General features: G+C 68.7%; 17 protein-coding genes. 8 read left to right on the top strand and 9 right to left on the bottom strand.

Going from position 1 to position 18,116, the window contains the following annotated elements:
- Window positions 1-75: 75 nt before the first annotated feature.
- Both ACWMMN_RS18955 and ACWMMN_RS18950 read right to left on the bottom strand, forming a co-directional pair.
- Window positions 76-321 (bottom strand): hypothetical protein, encoded by a 246-nt coding sequence (locus ACWMMN_RS18955; RefSeq protein ID WP_486423781.1) that lies wholly within the window; start codon window positions 319-321, stop codon window positions 76-78.
- Window positions 322-409: 88 nt separating this feature from the next.
- Window positions 410-1,603 (bottom strand): porin, encoded by a 1,194-nt coding sequence (locus ACWMMN_RS18950; RefSeq protein WP_174994191.1) that lies wholly within the window; start codon window positions 1,601-1,603, stop codon window positions 410-412.
- A 305-nt stretch (window positions 1,604-1,908) separates the two neighbouring features.
- On the opposite strand from ACWMMN_RS18950, the gene ACWMMN_RS18945 reads away from it, so the two are divergent.
- The 4 genes from ACWMMN_RS18945 (at window position 1,909) to ACWMMN_RS18930 (ending at window position 4,591) form a co-directional block, all read left to right on the top strand.
- Window positions 1,909-2,541, top strand: a complete 633-nt coding sequence (locus ACWMMN_RS18945) for a LysE family translocator (RefSeq protein WP_059238971.1) — start codon at window positions 1,909-1,911, stop codon at window positions 2,539-2,541.
- A gap of 12 nt (window positions 2,542-2,553) precedes the next feature.
- Entirely contained in the window at window positions 2,554-3,090 is a 537-nt protein-coding gene (locus ACWMMN_RS18940; RefSeq protein WP_342705381.1) for a GNAT family N-acetyltransferase, read from the top strand.
- 97 nt (window positions 3,091-3,187) lie between these two features.
- Complete coding sequence (locus tag ACWMMN_RS18935) at window positions 3,188-3,922, top strand: metallophosphoesterase family protein (protein ID WP_059238968.1); 735 nt, start codon at window positions 3,188-3,190, stop codon at window positions 3,920-3,922.
- A gap of 57 nt (window positions 3,923-3,979) precedes the next feature.
- A complete protein-coding gene (locus ACWMMN_RS18930; protein ID WP_059238965.1) occupies window positions 3,980-4,591 on the top strand; it encodes an alpha/beta fold hydrolase in 612 nt (203 codons plus the stop codon).
- Between the two features lie 80 nt (window positions 4,592-4,671).
- On the opposite strand, the gene ACWMMN_RS18925 is transcribed toward ACWMMN_RS18930, so the two are convergent.
- Window positions 4,672-5,994: an ATP-binding protein gene (locus tag ACWMMN_RS18925; RefSeq protein WP_059238963.1), complete on the bottom strand. Its 1,323-nt coding sequence runs from the start codon at window positions 5,992-5,994 to the stop codon at window positions 4,672-4,674.
- Window positions 5,991-6,731, bottom strand: a complete 741-nt coding sequence (locus ACWMMN_RS18920; protein ID WP_034190595.1) for a response regulator — start codon at window positions 6,729-6,731, stop codon at window positions 5,991-5,993. The genes ACWMMN_RS18925 and ACWMMN_RS18920 overlap by 4 nt, the downstream gene beginning before the upstream one ends.
- A 224-nt stretch (window positions 6,732-6,955) precedes the next feature.
- On the opposite strand from ACWMMN_RS18920, the gene ACWMMN_RS18915 reads away from it, so the two are divergent.
- The gene (locus ACWMMN_RS18915) at window positions 6,956-7,537 is read left to right on the top strand and encodes a thioredoxin family protein (RefSeq protein ID WP_059238961.1); all 582 of its coding nucleotides are present in this window, start codon (window positions 6,956-6,958) and stop codon (window positions 7,535-7,537) included.
- Window positions 7,538-7,585: 48 nt separating this feature from the next.
- On the opposite strand, the gene ACWMMN_RS18910 is transcribed toward ACWMMN_RS18915, so the two are convergent.
- Entirely contained in the window at window positions 7,586-8,224 is a 639-nt protein-coding gene (locus tag ACWMMN_RS18910; protein ID WP_174994193.1) for an FMN-binding negative transcriptional regulator, read from the bottom strand.
- A 122-nt stretch (window positions 8,225-8,346) separates the two neighbouring features.
- Between ACWMMN_RS18910 and pdxR the strand changes: the two genes are divergently transcribed.
- Together pdxR and ACWMMN_RS18900 are read left to right on the top strand one after the other, a co-directional pair.
- Window positions 8,347-9,855 (top strand): MocR-like pyridoxine biosynthesis transcription factor PdxR, encoded by a 1,509-nt coding sequence (gene pdxR, locus ACWMMN_RS18905; protein WP_486423780.1) that lies wholly within the window; start codon window positions 8,347-8,349, stop codon window positions 9,853-9,855.
- 124 nt (window positions 9,856-9,979) lie between these two features.
- Window positions 9,980-12,208, top strand: a complete 2,229-nt coding sequence (locus ACWMMN_RS18900; RefSeq protein ID WP_486423779.1) for a penicillin-binding protein 1A — start codon at window positions 9,980-9,982, stop codon at window positions 12,206-12,208.
- Between the two features lie 53 nt (window positions 12,209-12,261).
- Here ACWMMN_RS18900 and add read toward each other — a convergent pair whose 3' ends face one another.
- Together add and ACWMMN_RS18890 are read right to left on the bottom strand one after the other, a co-directional pair.
- Window positions 12,262-13,362 (bottom strand): adenosine deaminase, encoded by a 1,101-nt coding sequence (gene add, locus ACWMMN_RS18895; protein WP_486423778.1) that lies wholly within the window; start codon window positions 13,360-13,362, stop codon window positions 12,262-12,264.
- A 45-nt stretch (window positions 13,363-13,407) separates the two neighbouring features.
- Entirely contained in the window at window positions 13,408-14,757 is a 1,350-nt protein-coding gene (locus tag ACWMMN_RS18890) for an NCS2 family permease (protein ID WP_174994196.1), read from the bottom strand.
- 94 nt (window positions 14,758-14,851) lie between these two features.
- Here ACWMMN_RS18890 and ACWMMN_RS18885 point away from each other — a divergent pair, with 94 nt between their 5' ends.
- The gene (locus ACWMMN_RS18885) at window positions 14,852-15,763 is read left to right on the top strand and encodes a LysR family transcriptional regulator (protein WP_059238949.1); all 912 of its coding nucleotides are present in this window, start codon (window positions 14,852-14,854) and stop codon (window positions 15,761-15,763) included.
- A gap of 27 nt (window positions 15,764-15,790) precedes the next feature.
- Here the strand turns inward: ACWMMN_RS18885 and ACWMMN_RS18880 are convergent, their stop codons facing one another.
- Both ACWMMN_RS18880 and ACWMMN_RS18875 read right to left on the bottom strand, forming a co-directional pair.
- Entirely contained in the window at window positions 15,791-16,843 is a 1,053-nt protein-coding gene (locus ACWMMN_RS18880) for a nucleoside hydrolase (RefSeq protein ID WP_486423777.1), read from the bottom strand.
- An 88-nt stretch (window positions 16,844-16,931) separates the two neighbouring features.
- Complete coding sequence (locus tag ACWMMN_RS18875; RefSeq protein ID WP_059238945.1) at window positions 16,932-18,044, bottom strand: porin; 1,113 nt, start codon at window positions 18,042-18,044, stop codon at window positions 16,932-16,934.
- Between the last annotated feature and the right edge of the window lie 72 nt (window positions 18,045-18,116).

Genomic DNA, 18,116 nt, shown 5'->3' with positions numbered 1-18,116 from the left:
GCTTTTACCCGGCATTTTCTTCCGGGCCAGTCAATGCGAATACGTCATTTTTTCTGACATGACCGCATGACCATTTCATTCCCCGGAAATCGTTTCAATGATTACAAATCGAAATTGAAATGAAAGAGAAAAAATAATGCGCCGCGCAATCGCGTTGTCGCGACTTGCATACTGAAACGGGAGAGAAAGGAGGAATGCGGCGGGGAACACCGCGCGCCGGTCATGCCGGCGCGCGGGTGCGATCGTTCGGTTCGCGTGGCCGGGCGCCGGGCCGTCCCCGGCGTCGGCGCATGTCGGCAGCGCATCGACGACGTCGATCACGCGGTGCCGGCAGGGCAGTCACGGGAGCATGCCTGCTACGGGACCCGCCTTGGCGGCGGGCCTCATTGCGGTCGCAACGACCGTTACATCAGAACTTCTGGCGCAGCCCGAGGCTGACGATCGCCTGCGACCGCGAGTCCGACGAGTGGCCGTTCGCCTTGTCGGACACCGACGCAGTCGCGGCCACCGGCCGGCCGAGCGCGTCGAGCGTCATCCCCGATGCATGCTGGTACGCGCCGAGCAGGTACACGCTGGTGCGCTTCGACAGGTCGTAGACGGCGCCGAGCGTGACGTTGTGATATTGCGCGCGATCGTCGACGCCGTCGACACTGCTGCCGCGCGTGTAGCTGTAGCCCGCGAACAGTTGCGTCTGCGGCTGCACGTTCCAGCGCGTGAACACGCCCGCGACGTTGAACGTCGCGTGACCGGCAAACAACGACTGGCCGCCGCTGCGGTACTGCACGTTGCTGTAGTTCACGCCGACGATGGCCGGGCCGAAGTCGTACGTCGCGCCCGTCGCGATCACCTGCTGCGATTGCGCGCTCGCATAGCCTTCGTTGATCGACGAGTTGAAGAGGCCGTCATCGGTGCTCTGCCACTTGCCGGCCGTCGGGTCGGTCGCGCCTGTCTTGCTGTTGTCCGAGCGCTCGTAGCCGACGCCGACGCGCAGCGGTCCCGCCGCGTACGCCGCGCCCACACTCCACGTGTTGCGCTGCTTCATGCTGCCCGGCTGGCCGCCGAAGCCGTACAGCGCACCGAACGTGAAGCCCGAGTAGTTCGCGCTCGTGTACTTGATCGAGCTGTCGACGCGCGCCGTCTGGTCGAGATCGTCGATGTCGCCCGGGTGTGCGCCGAAGCCGCCGATGAACGACGACGGGCCGACCGGGCTCACGAAATCGTCGAGCGACGTGTACTGACGGCCGAGCGTGATCGTGCCGTAGCGGTCGCTGCCGACGCCGACGAACGCCTGACGGCCGAACTGGCGGCCACCCTGGCCCGACGTGCCGTTCGTGATGTCGAAGCCGTTCTCGAGGACGAACAGCGCGCGCATCCCGCCGCCGAGATCCTCGGAACCCTTGATGCCCCAGCGGCTGCCGGACAGGTTGCCGGTCGTGAGCCCGACGCTCGAATGGCCGGTGTACGCGCCCGCCGAGCCGACCCGTTCGTTGCTGCGATAGGTCACGCCCGCGTCGACGATGCCGTACAGCGTGACGGAGCTTTGCGCGGCGGCGATACCCGCGAGCGAGAGCAGCAGCGGCGCTGCGATCAGTTGCTTGTTCATGGTTTTATGTCTCCGGGCGGTGAACCCGTTGTTCTGGCTGGCAGTTGCGAGTAGCGCGCACGGGCGCCGACATCCGCCGGCGGTGCGAGGCCGGCGGCGTCCGCGCGCGACGACGCGGCGGGCGTGCCCGCTGCGGCCGCCATGGTAGTTGGAACCGGTTCCTTTCCAAAGCGGAATAATGGCAACAGTTTTTTGTCAAAATCGAGATAGTCGATGCACGGCCGTCGCGGATGGCTGCCGCGTCTGTACAGCACGGGACGGCGCCCCCGATAATCGAACGCGCACCTTCCATCGGGAGTTCCTTCATGCATGCAACGACTCTGCTGATCTTCGCCGCCGTCGCGTTCGTCGGCATCGCGACACCCGGCCCGACCGTGCTGCTCGCGCTGACCAACGGCTCGCGCCATGGCGTGCGACGCGCGGCTTACGGTTTCGCGGGCGCGATGCTGTCCGACTTCGTGCTGATCGTCGCGGTCGCGCTCGGCCTCGGCGCGCTGCTGATGGCGTCGGCGTTCTGGTTCTCGGTGGTGAAGTGGCTCGGCGCCGCGTACCTCGCGTACGTCGGCATCCGGCTGCTGATGTCGAAGGGGTCGCTCGATGTCGCCGCCGCGCAAAACGGCACGGCAACCGAACGCAATGCGTCGATCTTCGCGAAGAGCCTGCTGACCGCGGTCACGAACCCGAAGGGCTACCTGTTCTTCTCCGCGTTCCTGCCGCAGTTCCTCGATCCGTCCGCGCCGCTCGCGCCACAGTACGTCGCGCTCGCGGTCACGTTCGCGCTGCTCGACGGCGCGGTGATGTTCGGCTACGCGCTGCTCGGCGCACGCGCGGTGCGGTTGCTGAAGCGCTCGGGCGCACTGTGGCTCGACCGCACGTGCGGCGCGATGCTGCTCGCGCTCGCCGGTTCGCTGGCGCTGTACCGGCGTCATGCGGCATAGGAGCAGGTTCCGATGAAAATCGCCGCACCGCCCGGCGCCGGCTTCCCCGGCCTGTCGCTCCGGCAACTCGACCGCGCGGATCTCGACGCGTGGTACGCATACCTGTCGAACCCCGACGTCTTCCACCACACGAGCTGGAACCTGCGCACACCCGACGATCTGCTGCCGCTGTTCGACAACATCGAATCGGCCGACCCGGATTCGATCCGGCGTCTCGCGATCGTCGATACCGCATCGGGCACGCTCGCCGGGACGATCGGACTGCATACGGTGTCCACCGTGAACCGCTCGGCGGAGATTGCGTACGACCTCGCGCCATCGCACTGGGGGCGCGGCATCGCGAGCGCGGTGTGCGAAGCCGTCACCGCGTGGGCCTTCACGAACGAAGGCTTCATGCGCATGCAGGCCGTCGTGCTGACCGGCAACGCGGGCTCCGCACGCGTGCTGCAGAAGTGCGGCTACCGCTACGAAGGGCTGTTGCGCGCCTACAAGATGGTGCGCGGCACGCCGGGCGATTTCGCGATGTACGCGCGGCTCGCGACCGACTGACGCGCCGTCCCTGGCATCGCGCGCCGATGCCGTGAAGCGATTGGACGGCCCGCGCCGAATTGGCGACAATCGCCGTTCCCCTCATCGACGCTCCGCCATGAAAATCGCCGCGCTGTCCGATATCCACGGCAACCTCGCCGCGCTCGACGCGGTGCTCGACGACGTCCGCCGCCGCGGCGCCGACGTGATCGTCAATCTCGGCGACATCGTGTCGGGCGCACTTCATCCGGCCGAAACGGCCGACCGCCTGATCGCGCTCGATCTGCCGACCGTCAAGGGCAATCACGAACGGCAGTTGCTTACCTACGATCGCGAAGCGATGCGGCTGTCCGATCGCTGGGCGCACGACACGCTGCGCGATGACCACCGCACGTGGATCGCCGCACTGCCCGAGCGCCTGGCGCTCGACGGCGACGTGCTGATGGTGCACGGCACGCCGGCCAGCGATCTCGTCTACTTCCTCGAAACGGTCACGCCCGACGGCTGCCGCGCGGCCACGCCCGATGAAGTCGCGCAGCGCGCGGGCAACGAAACGGCATCGCTGATCCTGTGCGGCCACACGCACGTACCGCGCACCGCGAAGCTCGACGACGGCCGGCTGATCGTCAATCCGGGCAGCGTCGGCCTGCAGGCATACGAGGACGACCTGCCGCATCCGCACCGCATCGAGACGGGCTCGCCGCATGCGCGCTACGCGATGGTGTCGCGCACGGCGGCCGGCTGGAACGTCGAATTCCATGCGGTCGAATACGACTGGCACACGGCCGCCGTCACCGCGGCCTCGCGCGGGCGCGACGACTGGACCGTCGCGCTGCGCACCGGCCGCTGCTGACACGCAAGCATCGCCCCGTCATCCCGCTTCACGTCGATTAAAGGACAACCGGACGCCATGCCCGTTCCGTCGCAACTGCTCTTCCTGCCCGGCGCATCGGGCAGCACTGCCTTCTGGCAACCGCTGGCCAACCTGCTGACGCATCCGGCCGAGCGGCGGATCGTCGCCTATCCGGGTTTCGGCGACACGCCGCACGATCCGGCCGTCGACGATTTCGACAGCCTCGTACGTGATGTCCTCGAGCAGATCGACCGGCCCACCGCCGTGCTGGCCCAATCGATGGGCGGCGTGATCGCGATGCGCGCGGCGCTCGACAAGCCCGGGCTCGTCACGCACCTCGTGCTGACGGTCACGTCCGGCGGGCTCGACATGGCAGGACTCGGTGCGCAGGACTGGCGGGCCGGTTTCGCCGAAGCGAACCCGCAGTTGCCCGACTGGTTCCTGACGTTCCGCGCGGACTTTTCGCAAGAAATCGGCCGCATCGCGCAGCCGACGCTGCTGCTGTGGGGCGACGACGATCCGATCAGCCCCGTCGCGGCCGGCCGGCGCCTGCTCGAGCGGCTGCCCGATGCACGGCTGCAGGTCGTGCCGGGCGGCCGGCACGACCTCGCGGCCGTGCATGCGCAAGCACTCGCGCCGCTCGTCGACGCGCATCTGCAACGTATGTGACGCCGCGTGCTTCAGGTTCGGCTTGCACGCCGGCATGAACCTGAAACCGTGAAACCGCGACGCTCACGCGCCGCGCCGTATCACCCCGCGTTCCTCAGCGTGAGCCGCGCCTCCAGCCCGCCGCCGTCGGGCCGGTTGTTCAACGTGAGCGTGCCGCCCATCGCGAGCGCGAGTTGCTTCGCGATCGCCAGACCCAGCCCCGTGCCGCCCGTATCGCGGTTGCGCGACGTCTCCACGCGCCGGAACGGCTCGAACACCGCGTCGAGCTGATCGGCCGGAATGCCGGGCCCGCGGTCGAGCACGGCAATCACCGCGCCGCCGTCCGGCGCGGCCTGCACGTCGATCTCGGCCGCGCCCGCGAACTTCAGCGCATTGTCGACGAGGTTGCCGACGATGCGGCGCAGCGCCTTTGGCCGCGTCACAAGCGCGAGCGGCGCGCGGCTGTGCAGCGCGACGTCCTGCCCCGCGTCCGTGTAGTCGCACACGATGCTGTCGAGCAGCGCGTCGAGATCGATGCGGCGTGCGGCTTCCTCGGTGCCGTGCAGCGTCCGCGCGTACGCGACGCCCTCCTTCACCAGATGCTCCATCTCGATCAGGTCCTGGCGCAGCTTCGCGCCCTGCGTGTCGTCTTCCATCACGTCGACGCGCAACCGCATCCGCGTGATCGGCGTCTGCAGGTCGTGCGAGATCGACGCGAGGATCTGCATGCGCTCGGCCATGTACTGCGCGATGCGATCCTGCATTGCGTTGAACGCCCGTGCGGCACGCGCGACTTCCGACGGCCCGCCTTCGTTCAGCCGCTCGCCCTTCAGGTCCGGACCGAGCGCGTCGGCAGCCTGCGCGAGCTGCTTGAGCGGCCGCGTCGCGAGCCGCACCGCGAGCCAGCAGCACGCGGCCAGCACCGCGAGCTGCAGCACGAGCACGACCGGCAGCCAGCCGGACAGCGGCACCGTCGACATCGGATGGATGTCGATCGTCAGCGGCGACCCGTCGGTCAGCCGCAGATGCACCTGCAGATGTTCGCGGTCGCCGGGAATCGCATTCGCGGTCAGCGGATAGTCGCCGCCGATGCCGTCCGAGATCGAGCGCTCGACGCGCGCCGACAGCCGCGCTTCGGGCGGCGTGCCGGTCTCGCCCGGCCCGAGGATGAACGCATAGCTGCGCCGCGCGAGACGCGGCAGCCAAGCGGCGCGCTCGGCCGGCGGCAAGTGGTCGAGCAGCGCGACCGAACTCGCGACCTCGCGCTCGATGTAGCCCATCATCAGGTTGGTGGTCGCCTGGTCGCGCTCGGTCACGGTGAGCCAGAACGACAGCGTCTGCGCAAGCGCGAGTCCCACGCACAGGATCAGCGCGAGCCGCGCGAACAGCGAGCGCGGCCAGTGCCACAGCGTGCGCGCGCTCATGGCGTACCGTCGACGGCGGTCACGGCCGACGAGAACACGTAGCCCTCGTTGCGCAGCGTCTTGATATAGCGCGGTTCGCGCGCGCCGTCGCGCAGGCGCTGGCGCAGCCGGCTCACGAGCAGGTCGATCGAGCGGTCGAACGGGTCGGACTGCCGCCCCTGCGTGAGGTTGAGCAGCTGGTCGCGCGTCAGCACGCGCTGCGGGTTGTCGAGAAACACGCGCAGCAGCCGGTATTCGGCGCCGCTCAGCGCGACCAGCGTGCCTTCGGCGTCGAGCAGGTGACGCCCGGTCGTGTCGAGCCGCCATTCGCCGAACGCGAGCATCTCGGCCGTTTCCGTCACCTGCATGCCGGGCGGCAGCATGCGCGCGCGGCGCAGCACCGAGCGGATCCGCGCGAGCAGCTCGCGCACCGCGAACGGCTTGGCCAGGTAGTCGTCGGCGCCCATCTCGAGGCCGATGATGCGGTCGGTTTCCTCGCCGCGTGCGGTCAGCATCAGCACCGGTACCGTGCGGAACTTGCCGGCGCGCAGGTCGCGGCACAGCGTGAGGCCGTCCTCGCCCGGCATCATCAGGTCGAGCACGATCAGGTCGGGGGCGCCGTCGTCCAGCACGTTGCGCATCTCGCGGCCGTTCGCGGCCAGCGACACGCGCATGCCGTTCTTCTCCAGGTAGTCCGCGATCAGTTCGCGGATCGCGCGATCGTCGTCGACGATCAGCACGTGGTCGATCTTGTCCATGAGTCGTTGTCGGTGTCGTAGTTCGGGCATTCGATGTCCGCTTTTATACCGCACGGCGGGCACGCGTTTGTATCCCAATGTATCGCGCAGCCATGACGACACACAACATTGCACACGCGCGGCCGGCCGGACACATCGCAGATACGTCGGCGCCGCCTAATGGGGCCTGTCGAAACCCGTCCGGCCGCGCCTCCGAGCAGCGGCCCACCGATCAGGAGAACGCCATGCTGCCCCGACTCAAGACTGCCGCCATCGTCATCGCCCTCGCCGCCACGGCCGGGCTCGCCGCCTTCGCCGGCACCCGCGACGACGCGGGCATGCAGGCGTCGCTGGCCGGCACGCCCGCGCCGGATTTCACCGGCATCGACCGCTGGCACAACAGCGCGCCGCTGACGCTCGGCCAGTTGCGCGGCAAGGTCGTGCTCGTCGATTTCTGGACGTACTCGTGCATCAACTGCATTCATACGATTCCGTACGTGAACGACTGGTACCGGAAGTATCGCGACCAGGGGCTGGTCGTGGTCGGCGTGCATACGCCGGAATATCCGTTCGAGCGCGACGCGGGCAACGTCGCCGAGGCGATCAAGCGCTTCGATATCCGGTACCCGGTCGCGCAGGACAACCGCTACGACACGTGGCGCGCGTACGGGAACCAGTATTGGCCCGCGCTGTACCTGATCGATGCGAACGGCAAGGTCGTCTATACGCGCTACGGCGAAGGCGGGTACGACAAGACCGAGGCCGCGATTCGCGGTGCGCTCGCGCAGGCGGGCACACCGGCGAAGGACGCGACGCGCACGCAGTGACCCGGGCGGCATGCGGGCGCGGCGCGCGCCCGCGCTCGCGTCATGCCCTCACTCGCGCTTTGCATCGGCCGCCGCGAGCATCGCTTCGCCGATCGCGAGCTGGCCGTCCGCGACCAACGCTTCGCCGGCGCCCCGGATATCGGCCTCGGCCTTGTTCTGCCCGAGCTTGCGCTTGCCGACGAACCGCGTGATCTCGATCTGCAGCCCGACGATCGCCTGCAGCATCGTGTCGATGTAGTCCTTCGGCGCGTCGCCCATCTTCCACGGCACCGGCTGCGACGCCTCGTGCGTGCGCGTGAGCCGCGCGACCACGCCGCGCACGAACTTCTCGTCGTCGCGCACCGTGATGCGGCCGTGCGCATGCACGGCCACGTAGTTCCACGTCGGCACCTGCCGGTGCGCGACGTGCTTGCTCGGGTACCAGTTCGGCGAGATGTACGCGTCGCCGGCGCGGAAGATCACGAGCACCTCGTCGCCGTCCGCGACGTCCTGCCAGACCGGATTCGCGCGGGCGACGTGCGCATGCAGTTCGCCGAGCCCGCCGTCGTCGGGCAGCAGTTCGAACGGAATGTGGTTCGCGTCGAGCCCGCTCTTGCCGTGCGTAATCAGGCTGCCGAACGGATGCTGCACGATCAGCTCGCGCAGCACGTCGGGGTTGGGCTCGTTGAAATCGGCAGGGACGTACATGCTGGCTCCACGGTCGTGCGGGTTTGAAATGGCGCGGGCGCGGGCCCGTCATGCGGCGATTGTGATCCCAAACTGGTTTATGCTGTAGAGCCGGTTTGAAACAATTTCAGCAGACCAGAATCATGGCAAGAACGGCCCGGATCGTCGAAATCCCGTCGCTCGGCGCGCTCGACCGCGCGGCCGGCGACCTGAGCCGCCAGCTCGCCCAGGCGCTGCGCGACGCCGTGCGCCGCGGCGACGTCCGGCCGGGCGACACGCTGCCGTCCACCCGGCTGCTGGCGACGTCGCTGCAGGTCGCGCGCGGCACCGTCGTCGATGCGTACGCGCAGCTCATCGCCGAAGGCTGTCTCGAATCGCGCGGCGGCGCGGGCACGCGGGTCGCGAACGCGCTCGCCGAAACGCCGCCCGGCAACTCGCCCGAACCGCCTGCGCGACGTCAGCGCCCGGCGCATGCCGGCCTGCCCGAGCCCGCGGCCACCTTCGCGCGGATCGCCCGCGAATTCAACCCGTTGCCGGCCATGCCGTTCGCGATCTCGGTGCCGGTCGGCCTCACCGCGCCCGACGACATCTGGCGCCGGCTCGGCAACCGCCTGCGCGCCCGCGGCGCCGGCGCGCCGTCCGGCTATGCCGATCCGCAAGGCGCGCTGCCGCTGCGCGAAGCGATCGCCGATTATGTGCGCCGGTCGCGCTCGGTGCGCTGCGATGCCGGCCAGGTCGTCATCACGAGCGGCACCCAGCAGGGACTGCATCTGGCAAGCCAGGTGCTGCTCGGCCAAAGCGACCGCGCCTGGGTCGAGAATCCGGCCTATCGCGGCATCACCGCGCTGCTCGAAAGCACCGGGCGGCGCGACGCAATGGTGCGCGTGCCGGTGGACGCGGACGGCCTCGACGTCGATGCCGGCATCCGTCTCGCGCCGGATGCGCGCGTCGCGTTCGTCACGCCGTCGCACCAGTACCCGCTCGGCATGCCGCTGAGCATGGCGCGGCGCAACGCGCTGCTCGCGTGGGCGCGCGCGCAGCGCGCCTGGGTGGTCGAAGACGATTACGACAGCGAGCTGCGCTACGAAGGCTATCCGTTCCCGTCGCTGCAGGGGCTCGCCCCCGATCGCGTGATCTACCTCGGCACGTTCAGCAAGATCCTGTTTCCGTCGCTGCGGCTCGGCTACGTGATCGTGCCCGACGAACTCGTGCCCGCGTTGTGCGGCGCGCGCGTGCTGATGGATCGCCATGCGCCGACCGCCGACCAGCACGTGCTGGCCGCGTTCATCGCCGAAGGTCATCTCGATCGCCACATCCGCCGTGTGCGGGGCGTGTACGCGGAGCAGCGCGCGCTGCTGATCGACACGCTGGGCGCGCGGCTGCCGCGCGAACGCGCGTGGGTGCAGCCGGGCGACCAGGGGATGCACGTCGTGCTGTGGCTCGCGGAAGGCATCGACGATCTCGACGTGGTCGCACGCGCCGCGCAGGCCGGCGTCGCGGTGCGCGCCGTGTCGCCGATGTTCGCGCCCGGCACGGCCCGCCCGGGGCTCGTGCTCGGCTTCGGCGGGTTCGGCCGCGCGCAGATGGAAGCCGCCGCACAGCGGCTCGCGGACGTGGTTTCGTCAGCGGAATCGCGCCCCCGCGCGCGGTAAAAGGTTGTCGGCGGGCAACAAACGTAATCGTCTGTAAATCCTGCAAGCAAACGGCCGTTTCGGCCGCCGGAGCGCGTGCGCCGTTTGCTAGGATCGCGCGTCTTCCATCCACGCTCCAGCCGCCTTGAATCGCTTCGTGCCGTTTCTCCGAGATGCTTGGCTCCGTTGCCGCGCCCGTGTCGCGCCGCGCGCCGCCGCCTGCCGCGCGCGCCTCCGCGCACTGTGCGCGGGGGCGCTGCATCGCCTGCGCCATCCGACGCGGCGCGGCGTGGCGCTGACGCTCGCCGCGATACCCGTGCTGGGCCTGCTGGGCCTGCTTGCGTTCGTCCCGCTCACGCCGAGCATCGGCGACATCCGCAAGGCGCGCATCGACCGCCCCGCGCGCGTGCTGTCGGCCGACGGTCAGCTGATCGCCGAGTTCCGGCCCGTGAACCGCGAATGGGTGCCGCTCAAGCAGATCTCGCCGCACATGGTCGACGCGCTGATCGCAACCGAGGACCACCGCTTCTATTCACACCACGGCATCGACTTGCGCCGCACGCTCGCGGCCGGGCTGCATACCTTCTCCGGCGATCGCCAGGGCGGCTCGACGATCACCCAACAGCTCGCACGCAACCTGTATCCGGACGAAATCGGCCGCGCGCCGACGCTCACGCGCAAGGTGAAGGAGCTGATCACCGCGTTCAAGATCGAATCGGTGTACAGCAAGGACGAGATTCTCGAGACCTACCTGAATACGGTGCCGTTCCTGTACAACGCGTACGGCGTCGAAATGGCCGCGCGCACCTACTTCGGCAAGTCGGCCGACCAGCTCGACATCGCGGAAAGCGCAACGCTCGTCGGGATGCTGAAGGGCAACAGCTACTACAACCCGGTGCTGAATCCGGAACGCGCGGTCCAGCGGCGCAACATCGTGCTCGGCCGGATGGCGCAGATGGGCATGCTCACCCCGCGGCAGCTTGCGAAACTGCAACGCCAGCCGCTGCGCGTCGACTTCGAACCGCAGACGGCGCAGCCGAGCCTCGCACCGCATTTCGCGGTCCAGCTGCGCAAGTGGCTGATCGCGTGGGCCGACCGCAACAACTACGATCTCTACGCCGACGGCCTCATCGTGCGCACGACGCTCGATGCGCAACTGCAGGACATGGCGACGCAGGCGCTGACGCAGCAGACCGAACGGCTGCAGTCGATCGCCGACAGCGCATGGCGCGGCCCGTCCGGCTGCGGGCTGCGCAACGACCTGTTCCGCGGCTTCATCCGCCAGACGCCCGAGTATCGCCAGGCCCGCGACACGGGGCTCGCCGATGTGCCGGCGCTGAAGCCGCTCGGCGCAAACCGAGATTTCTTGCGCGCGCTGTGCGCGCGCAAGACGCAGGTACAGGCCGGCTTCGTCGCGATCGATCCGCGCAACGGCGCGATCCGTGCATGGGTCGGCAGCCCCGATTTCGGCAGCGAGCCGTTCGACCACGTCGCGCAGGCGCGGCGCCAGCCGGGTTCGACGTTCAAGCCGTTCGTCTATGGCGCCGCGTTCGCGGACGGCATGCGGCCGGACGATACGTTCGTCGACCGCCCCGTCGCCATTCCGGTCGACGGCCGCGCCGTGTGGCGTCCGACCGATGCTGAGCCGCCGACGGGCGAGCCGATGACGTTGCGCGATGCGCTCGCGCTGTCGCGCAACCGCGTCACCGCGCAGGTGATGCAGCACGAAGGCGCCGCGAAGGTCGCGCAGCTTGCGCGCGCGATGGGCGTGCGCGACAGTCCGCTCGACGCGGTGCCGTCGCTCGCGCTCGGCACGAGCCCCGTCACGCTGAAGGAAATGGTGTCCGCGTACGGCACGATCGCGAACCGCGGCGTGTACGTCGCGCCGCAGATGATCACGCGCATCGAGGACCGCAACGGCAAGGTGCTCGCCGCGTTCGGCAGCGCACCGCCCGAACGCGCGCTGCCGGTGCCGGCCGCACAGACGCTCGTCGACGTGATGCGCGATGTCGTCGATCGCGGCACCGGGGCCGACATCCGGTCGCGCTACGGGATCCGTATCGATGTGGCCGGCAAGACGGGCACGACGCAGGACAACGCGGACGGCTGGTTCATCCTGATGCATCCGCAACTCGTGGCCGGCGCGTGGGTCGGCTTCGACGACGGCAGCGTGACGCTGCGCAGCGACTACTGGGGCGCGGGCGCGCATAGCGCGCTGCCGATCGTCGGCTCGTTCTACGACGCGGCGCTGCGCGCGCGGGCGATCGATTCGCACGTACAGTTTTCGCCCGACTTCCGGCCGCGCAGCGCGCCGGCGCCGAAGCGGCGCCCGCAGCATTCGGGCCTGTTCGACTGGCTGAAGTTCTTCCGTTGATCGCGGGGCCGCCGGCCGGCTGAAGCACCGGCCGGCGCAACACGCCGCCGCGCTCAGCCTGCCGCGAGCGTCTCTGCCAGCGTGTCGAACGCCGGCGCCCACGCGGCACGCCACGCCGCCTTCGTTGCATCGTCGACCCACGCGCCGTCGATCCCGTTCAGCATGAACTGCCTCAGGTCGGCCACGGTGAATCCGAAGTGGCTGAACATCAGCTCCCACGCTTCGCTCGGATTGACCTTGTGCAGCGTCGGATCGTCGGTGTTCGGATGGATCTTCAGCCCGAGGCCCGGCATCTTGCGCATCGGATGCAGCTCCGCCCATTGCTCGGGCGGCAACGTCCGCAGGTAGTACGAATTCGTCGGCACGACGGTGAAGACGATCCCGCGTTCCGCGTAGCGCGCGCACAGCTCGGGGTTGTCGACGATCGTATAGCCGTGATCGACGCGATCGACCTGCAGCAGGTCGACGGCCGTTTCGACGTTGCGCCACGGCATCCCGAACTCGCCCGCATGCGCGGTCGTGCGCAAGCCGGCCTCTCGCGCATTGCGGTACGCCTTCCAGAACAGTTCCGGCGGCCGGTCGTTCTCGCGATAGTCGATGCCGAGCCCCGCCACTTCGTCCGCGCGGTTCGCCTTCATCCACTCGACGATCGCAACGGCTTCGTCTGGATCCTGCTCGCGGTCGATGCTCGGGATCAGGCGTGCGCCGATCCCGAAATCGCGCGCGGCATCGCGGATCCCCGTCACGATTGCGGCTTGCGCGTCCGCGTATGCAATACCCGATACGCGCACCGTTCCGGTCGGATTCCAGAAGAATTCTGCATGCCGAACGTTGTGCGCGGCCGCGTCCTCCAGATACTCGTACGCGATCCGCCGCAGGTCGTCGGGCTGCGTGAGCAGATACTTGTCGAGCGCGCGCAGCACATGCAGCACGCCGACCGGCTTCTCGCCGCGTGCATAGAACGCGTCGATTTCCGCGCGCTCGATCGGCGCGCCGCTGCGCTCCGCGAGTGCGACAAACGTGTCGTGCCGCACCGCGCCGAGCAGGTGGCAATGCAGCTCGACCTTCGGCAGCGCGTGGAAGAAGGCCCGATGGGCCGGCGTGATCTCGATACCCGTGCGCGCGGCCGGGACGTTGCCTGGTGTTCCCTTCATATCAGTCTCTTTTCGGTAGTGCCATTGCGTCGCGAAAGCCGTCTCTCAGTGCGGCTTCACGACGGTCCAGAAGTAGTAGCCGAGCGGAATCGCGAGCACGACGAGCCCCCACGACACGTCGCGCCAGCGGCCAGCCAGCAGCTTGACGAGCACGTAGCACAACAGCCCGCCTGCAATGCCGGTGCCGAAGCTGTTCGACATCAGCGTGAGCAGCACCATCGACATCACGGGCAGCGCATCGGTGAAGTCGTCGAAATGCGTATGACGAATCGTCGCGAACATCGACAGCCCGATCAGGATCAGCGCCGGTGCGGTCGCCTCCTTCGGAATCGCGAGCGCGACCGGCACGAACAGCAGCATCGCGGCGAACAGCACGGCCGCGGCCAGCGACGACAATCCGCTGCGGCCGCCGGCCTCGACACCCGCGGCCGATTCGATCAGCGCGGTCAGCGCCGGAATGCCGAACACCGGCCCGAGCGTCGCGGCGAGCGAATCGACGAGGAACGGCCGGTTGATGTTCGGCAGGTTGCCGTGTTCGTCGAGCAGGTTCGCCTTCGCGCCGACCGCGAGCGCGGTGCCGAGCGTCGAGAAGAATTCCGCTGCGAAGAACGCGAACAGGTACGGCGCGGCCGCAAGGCTCAACGCGCTGCGGATGTCGAGCTTGAACGCGATCGGCGCGATGCTGTGCGGCAGCGACACGAACGATGCGGGCAGGTGCGTGACGCCGAGCGGCACGCCGGCCGCGGCCGCGACGAGGATCGCGATCAGGATCGCGCCGGGCACCTTGCGCGCCTGCAGCACGATCGCCACCGCAAGGCCGATCAGCGCGACGAGCGCGCCCGGCCGCGAGAAGTCGCCGAGCGCGAACGCATTGGTCTTCGCATTCGCGACGACCATCCCCGCGTTGCGCAGCCCGAGCATCGTCACGAACAGCCCGATCGACGCGCCGAGCCCGAGCTTGATCTGCACCGGTATCAGCCGCATCACGACGCCGCGTGCGCCGAGTATCGTCAGCAGGAAGAACAGCACGCCCGACACGCATGCGATACCGAGGCCCGTCTGCCAGCCGATGTGTTCCGTCGTCGCGAGCGTCACGCCGATGATCACCGAGCCGCCGATGCCCGGGCCGACGAGGAACGGCAGGTTCGCGTAGAGCCCCATCAGCGTCGTGAACAGCACGAACACGATGATCGTCGCTGTCGTCGCCGCGCCGCGCGCCATGCCGCCCGTCGCGAGCAGCGACGGGATCACGACGAGCAGGTACGCGGCCGCGAGGAACGACGTAACGCCCGCGATCGTCTCGGTGCGCACGCTCGTGCCGCGCGCAGCAAGCGCGAAGCGGCGCTCGAGCCAGTTGGCCGGCGCGCGCGCCGGGATCGTGTCAGTCGCTGACATGGTGGTTCTCCTGTGATTCCGAATATTGTCCTGTGTCGGTTCCTGCGGCGCGGTCTTATACTGCCGCGTACCGCATCCCGACCGTTATTGCCCGATGTCGTCCGACCGCTCGTCGCTGCTGCCCGCGCTCACGCTGCGGCAGGTCCAGCACTTCGTCGTCCTCGCCCATGCACGCAGCTTCACGCAGGCCGCGCAGGCGCTGTCGCTCACGCAGCCCGCGCTCACCGCGTCGATCCGCCAGATCGAGTTCCTGCTCGGCGGGCGCCTGTTCGCGCGTACGGCGCATCGCCTCACGCTCACCACCGCCGGCGAAGCCGTGCTGCCGCTCGCCGAACGCCTGCTCAACCAGGCGCGCGGCACCTTCGACGACATGACGCGGCTCATCGGCGAACGCATCCAGACCGTGCGCATCGCGTTCATCCCGTCGGTCGCGGGCCGCCTGCTGCCCGCGCTCAACGCACTGCGCAGCACGCACCCGACGCTGCGCTTCACGCTGACCGACCTGCCGAACAGCGCGCTCGTCGAAGCCGTGCGCGACAGCGTCGCGGATCTCGGCATCGGCGTGCGCGAACCCGACAGCGACGACGGCACGCTGCGCTACCGGCAGCTGTTCGAGGACGAGATCGTGATCGTCGTGCGGCACGACGATCCGCTTGCCCGCGCGAAGAGCGTCACGTGGGCGAAGCTCGTCGATCGCGAACTCGCGGTGTTCGTGCGCGGCAGCGTCAGCGAATCGCTGCATCGCACCGGCGGCGCCGAGAAGCTGCGCCTGAACGTCACGTACCGGATGGAATACACCGAGCCGCTCTACGCACTCGCGCGCAACGGTCTCGCGACCGCCGTGCTGCCGAGCCTCTACACGATGCATCTGCACGATCCCGAACTCGTCGCGCTGCGTGTCGACAAACCGCGCGTCACGCGTGCGATCTCGCTGATCTCGCTCGCCGCCGACGATCGCGGCCCGCACGTGCGTGCGTGCCGCGAGTGGATTGCAAAGCACATCTGATCCCGATTGCGTTGCAACGGCCCGCGCTCAGGGCAGCTTCGCGATGCGCTCGACGAGCGTCGCGTAGAAGCGGTCCGCGTCGACCTCGTTGATCCATGTCGCGTTCGCCGCGCGGCCGCTGCGCCCGTTCCAGTCGACGATCGTCTCGCCGAGCGTCCACTGCCCGGTCGTCTCGACCACCACGTTCACCTTGCGCCCGCCGAACAACGTCGGATCGACGAGATAACCGACGGCCGTCGGGTCGTACATCGGCGCGTCTTCGACGCCGCGCCGCTTCTTGTTGTACGCGAGCTCGGCATCCATGATGTCGGCGACAATCTTGCCGCAGCGATTGCCGAGCACGCGGAACGGCGCGACGCGCGCCGGCGTGATCGGCGCCTTCACCGCGACGTCGCGCGGCAGCACGACGATCGGCACGCCGCTGCCGAACACGACTTCCGCCGCCTGCGGATCGACGTAGATGTTGAACTCGGCGGCCGGCGTGATGTTGCCGCGCTCGAAGAACGCACCGCCCATCAGCACGATCTCGCGCAGCGCGCCGCGAATCTGCGGCGCTTCGACCAGTGCGGTCGCGATGTTCGTCAGCGGGCCGAGCGCGCACAGCGTCACGCTGTTCGGCGCTGCGCGGCTCAGCGTATCGACGAGGTACGACACTGCGTGACCGGCAGCCAGCGGCGCGCGCGGCTCGTGCAGTTCGACACCTTCCAGCCCCGTCTTGCCGTGCACGTTCGCGGCCGTCACGAGATCGCGCACGAGCGGACGCGGGCAGCCCGCATAGACCGCCAGCGTCTTCGTGCGGCCGGCCCAGTCGCGGATGATCCGCGCATTGCGTTCGGTCAGGTCGAGCGGCACGTTGCCCGCGACGGCCGTCAGCGCGCGCACGTCGAGCCGGTCCTGCGCGCCCAGCGCGAGCAGGATCGCGATGGCGTCGTCCTGCCCCGGGTCGGTATCGATGATCACCGTGCGGCGCGCGGCGTCGCCGCCGGCCGCGAACGCGCCCGACTCGGGCAGCAACGCGGTGCCGGCCAGCGCGGCGGACAGTTTCAGGAAGGTGCGGCGGGATGCGATCGGATGGGTCATGGTCGGGCTCTCGAGAAAACGCCGGGCCGCCCCACGTTTTCCTGCCCCCCTCGGGGGGTCTGGCGCGAAGCGGCAGGTTGGGGGGCGCTCAAAATACGTGCCGGACGCCGAGCGTCGCCATCATCTGGCGCGTGCCGGTCGAGCGTGCGTACGCGAAGATCTGCGCATGGTCCGCGTCGCCGGCCGCCTGTTGCGCGATCACCGTCAGCGCGACGTCGGTGCGTTTCGACAGGAAGTAATCGGCCTGCAGGTTCACCTGGTGCCATTTCGGACGCTTGTCGATCACGTCGTACTTGCCGTTCGTGAACGCATACGCGGCGCCGAGAAAGAGCTGCGGCGTCATCGTGTAGACGACGTTCACGCCGAGGTTCTGCAGATGCAGGTGCGAATTGTCGAGGTAATCGTAGCGCACGTCGGTGAACATCGCGGCGAACTGCGCGCGGCCGATCGTGTAGAAACCGCCCGTGCCCGCGATCCGCTGCCGGCTTGCGTACGCCGCCGGCGACATCGCGCTCTTGCTGAAGATCAGCAGCGGCGACGCATAGTCGTTCGCGATCGCGCCGTCCTGGTTCGTCGCGCTATACGGATGGTTGTACTGCGCATAGACCGCGCTCCAGCGCAGCGCGCCCTGCTCGTAGCCGAGCCCGAAGCTGTACGCGCTGTTGTTCGCGAAGCCGGTCGCGTTGCTGAAGCCGTACAGCGCGGTGAATTTCAGGCCGTAGTAGACGGGGCTCACGTACTTCACCGAGTTCTGCACGCGGATGTCGTTGTAGCCGTTGTCGTTGTCGCCGATGTTCACGCCGTTGCTCGCGATGATCACGGGCCCGATGTAGTCGTGGATCGCGTCGTACTGGCGGCCGAACGTCAGCGAGCCGTAGGTGCGGTCGGCCAGGCCCACGTAGGCCATGCGCCCGAATTCGCGGCCGTTCTGCGCGGCCGTGCCCGTCATCACGTTGAAGCCGTTCTCGAGCTGGAAGATCGCGGACAGCCCCTGCCCGAGATCCTCCTTGCCCTTCAGTCCCCAGCGCGGGTTCTGGTTCGTGCCGGACAGCGCCTGCCAGGCGTTCTTGCCGCCCTGGTTGGTCGCGAACCCGACGCCGGCCGAGATGAGACCGTACAGCGTGATGCTGCTTTGCGCACAGGCATGGGTCGCGAAGGCGCCGAGCATCGCGAGCGGAGCGAGCTTGTAGAGAGTTTTCATGCGGGTCGTGTGATCGGTGGTGGTCCAGGCGCGGCAGGGTTCCGCGAAACTGGACTCGACTATACGAACCCG

The sequence above is a fragment of the Burkholderia cepacia complex sp. TUM26381 genome (genome assembly GCF_057439935.1).
Note: the sequence above shows the minus strand (reverse complement) of the source record. Positions and strands in the feature narration are given on the sequence as shown.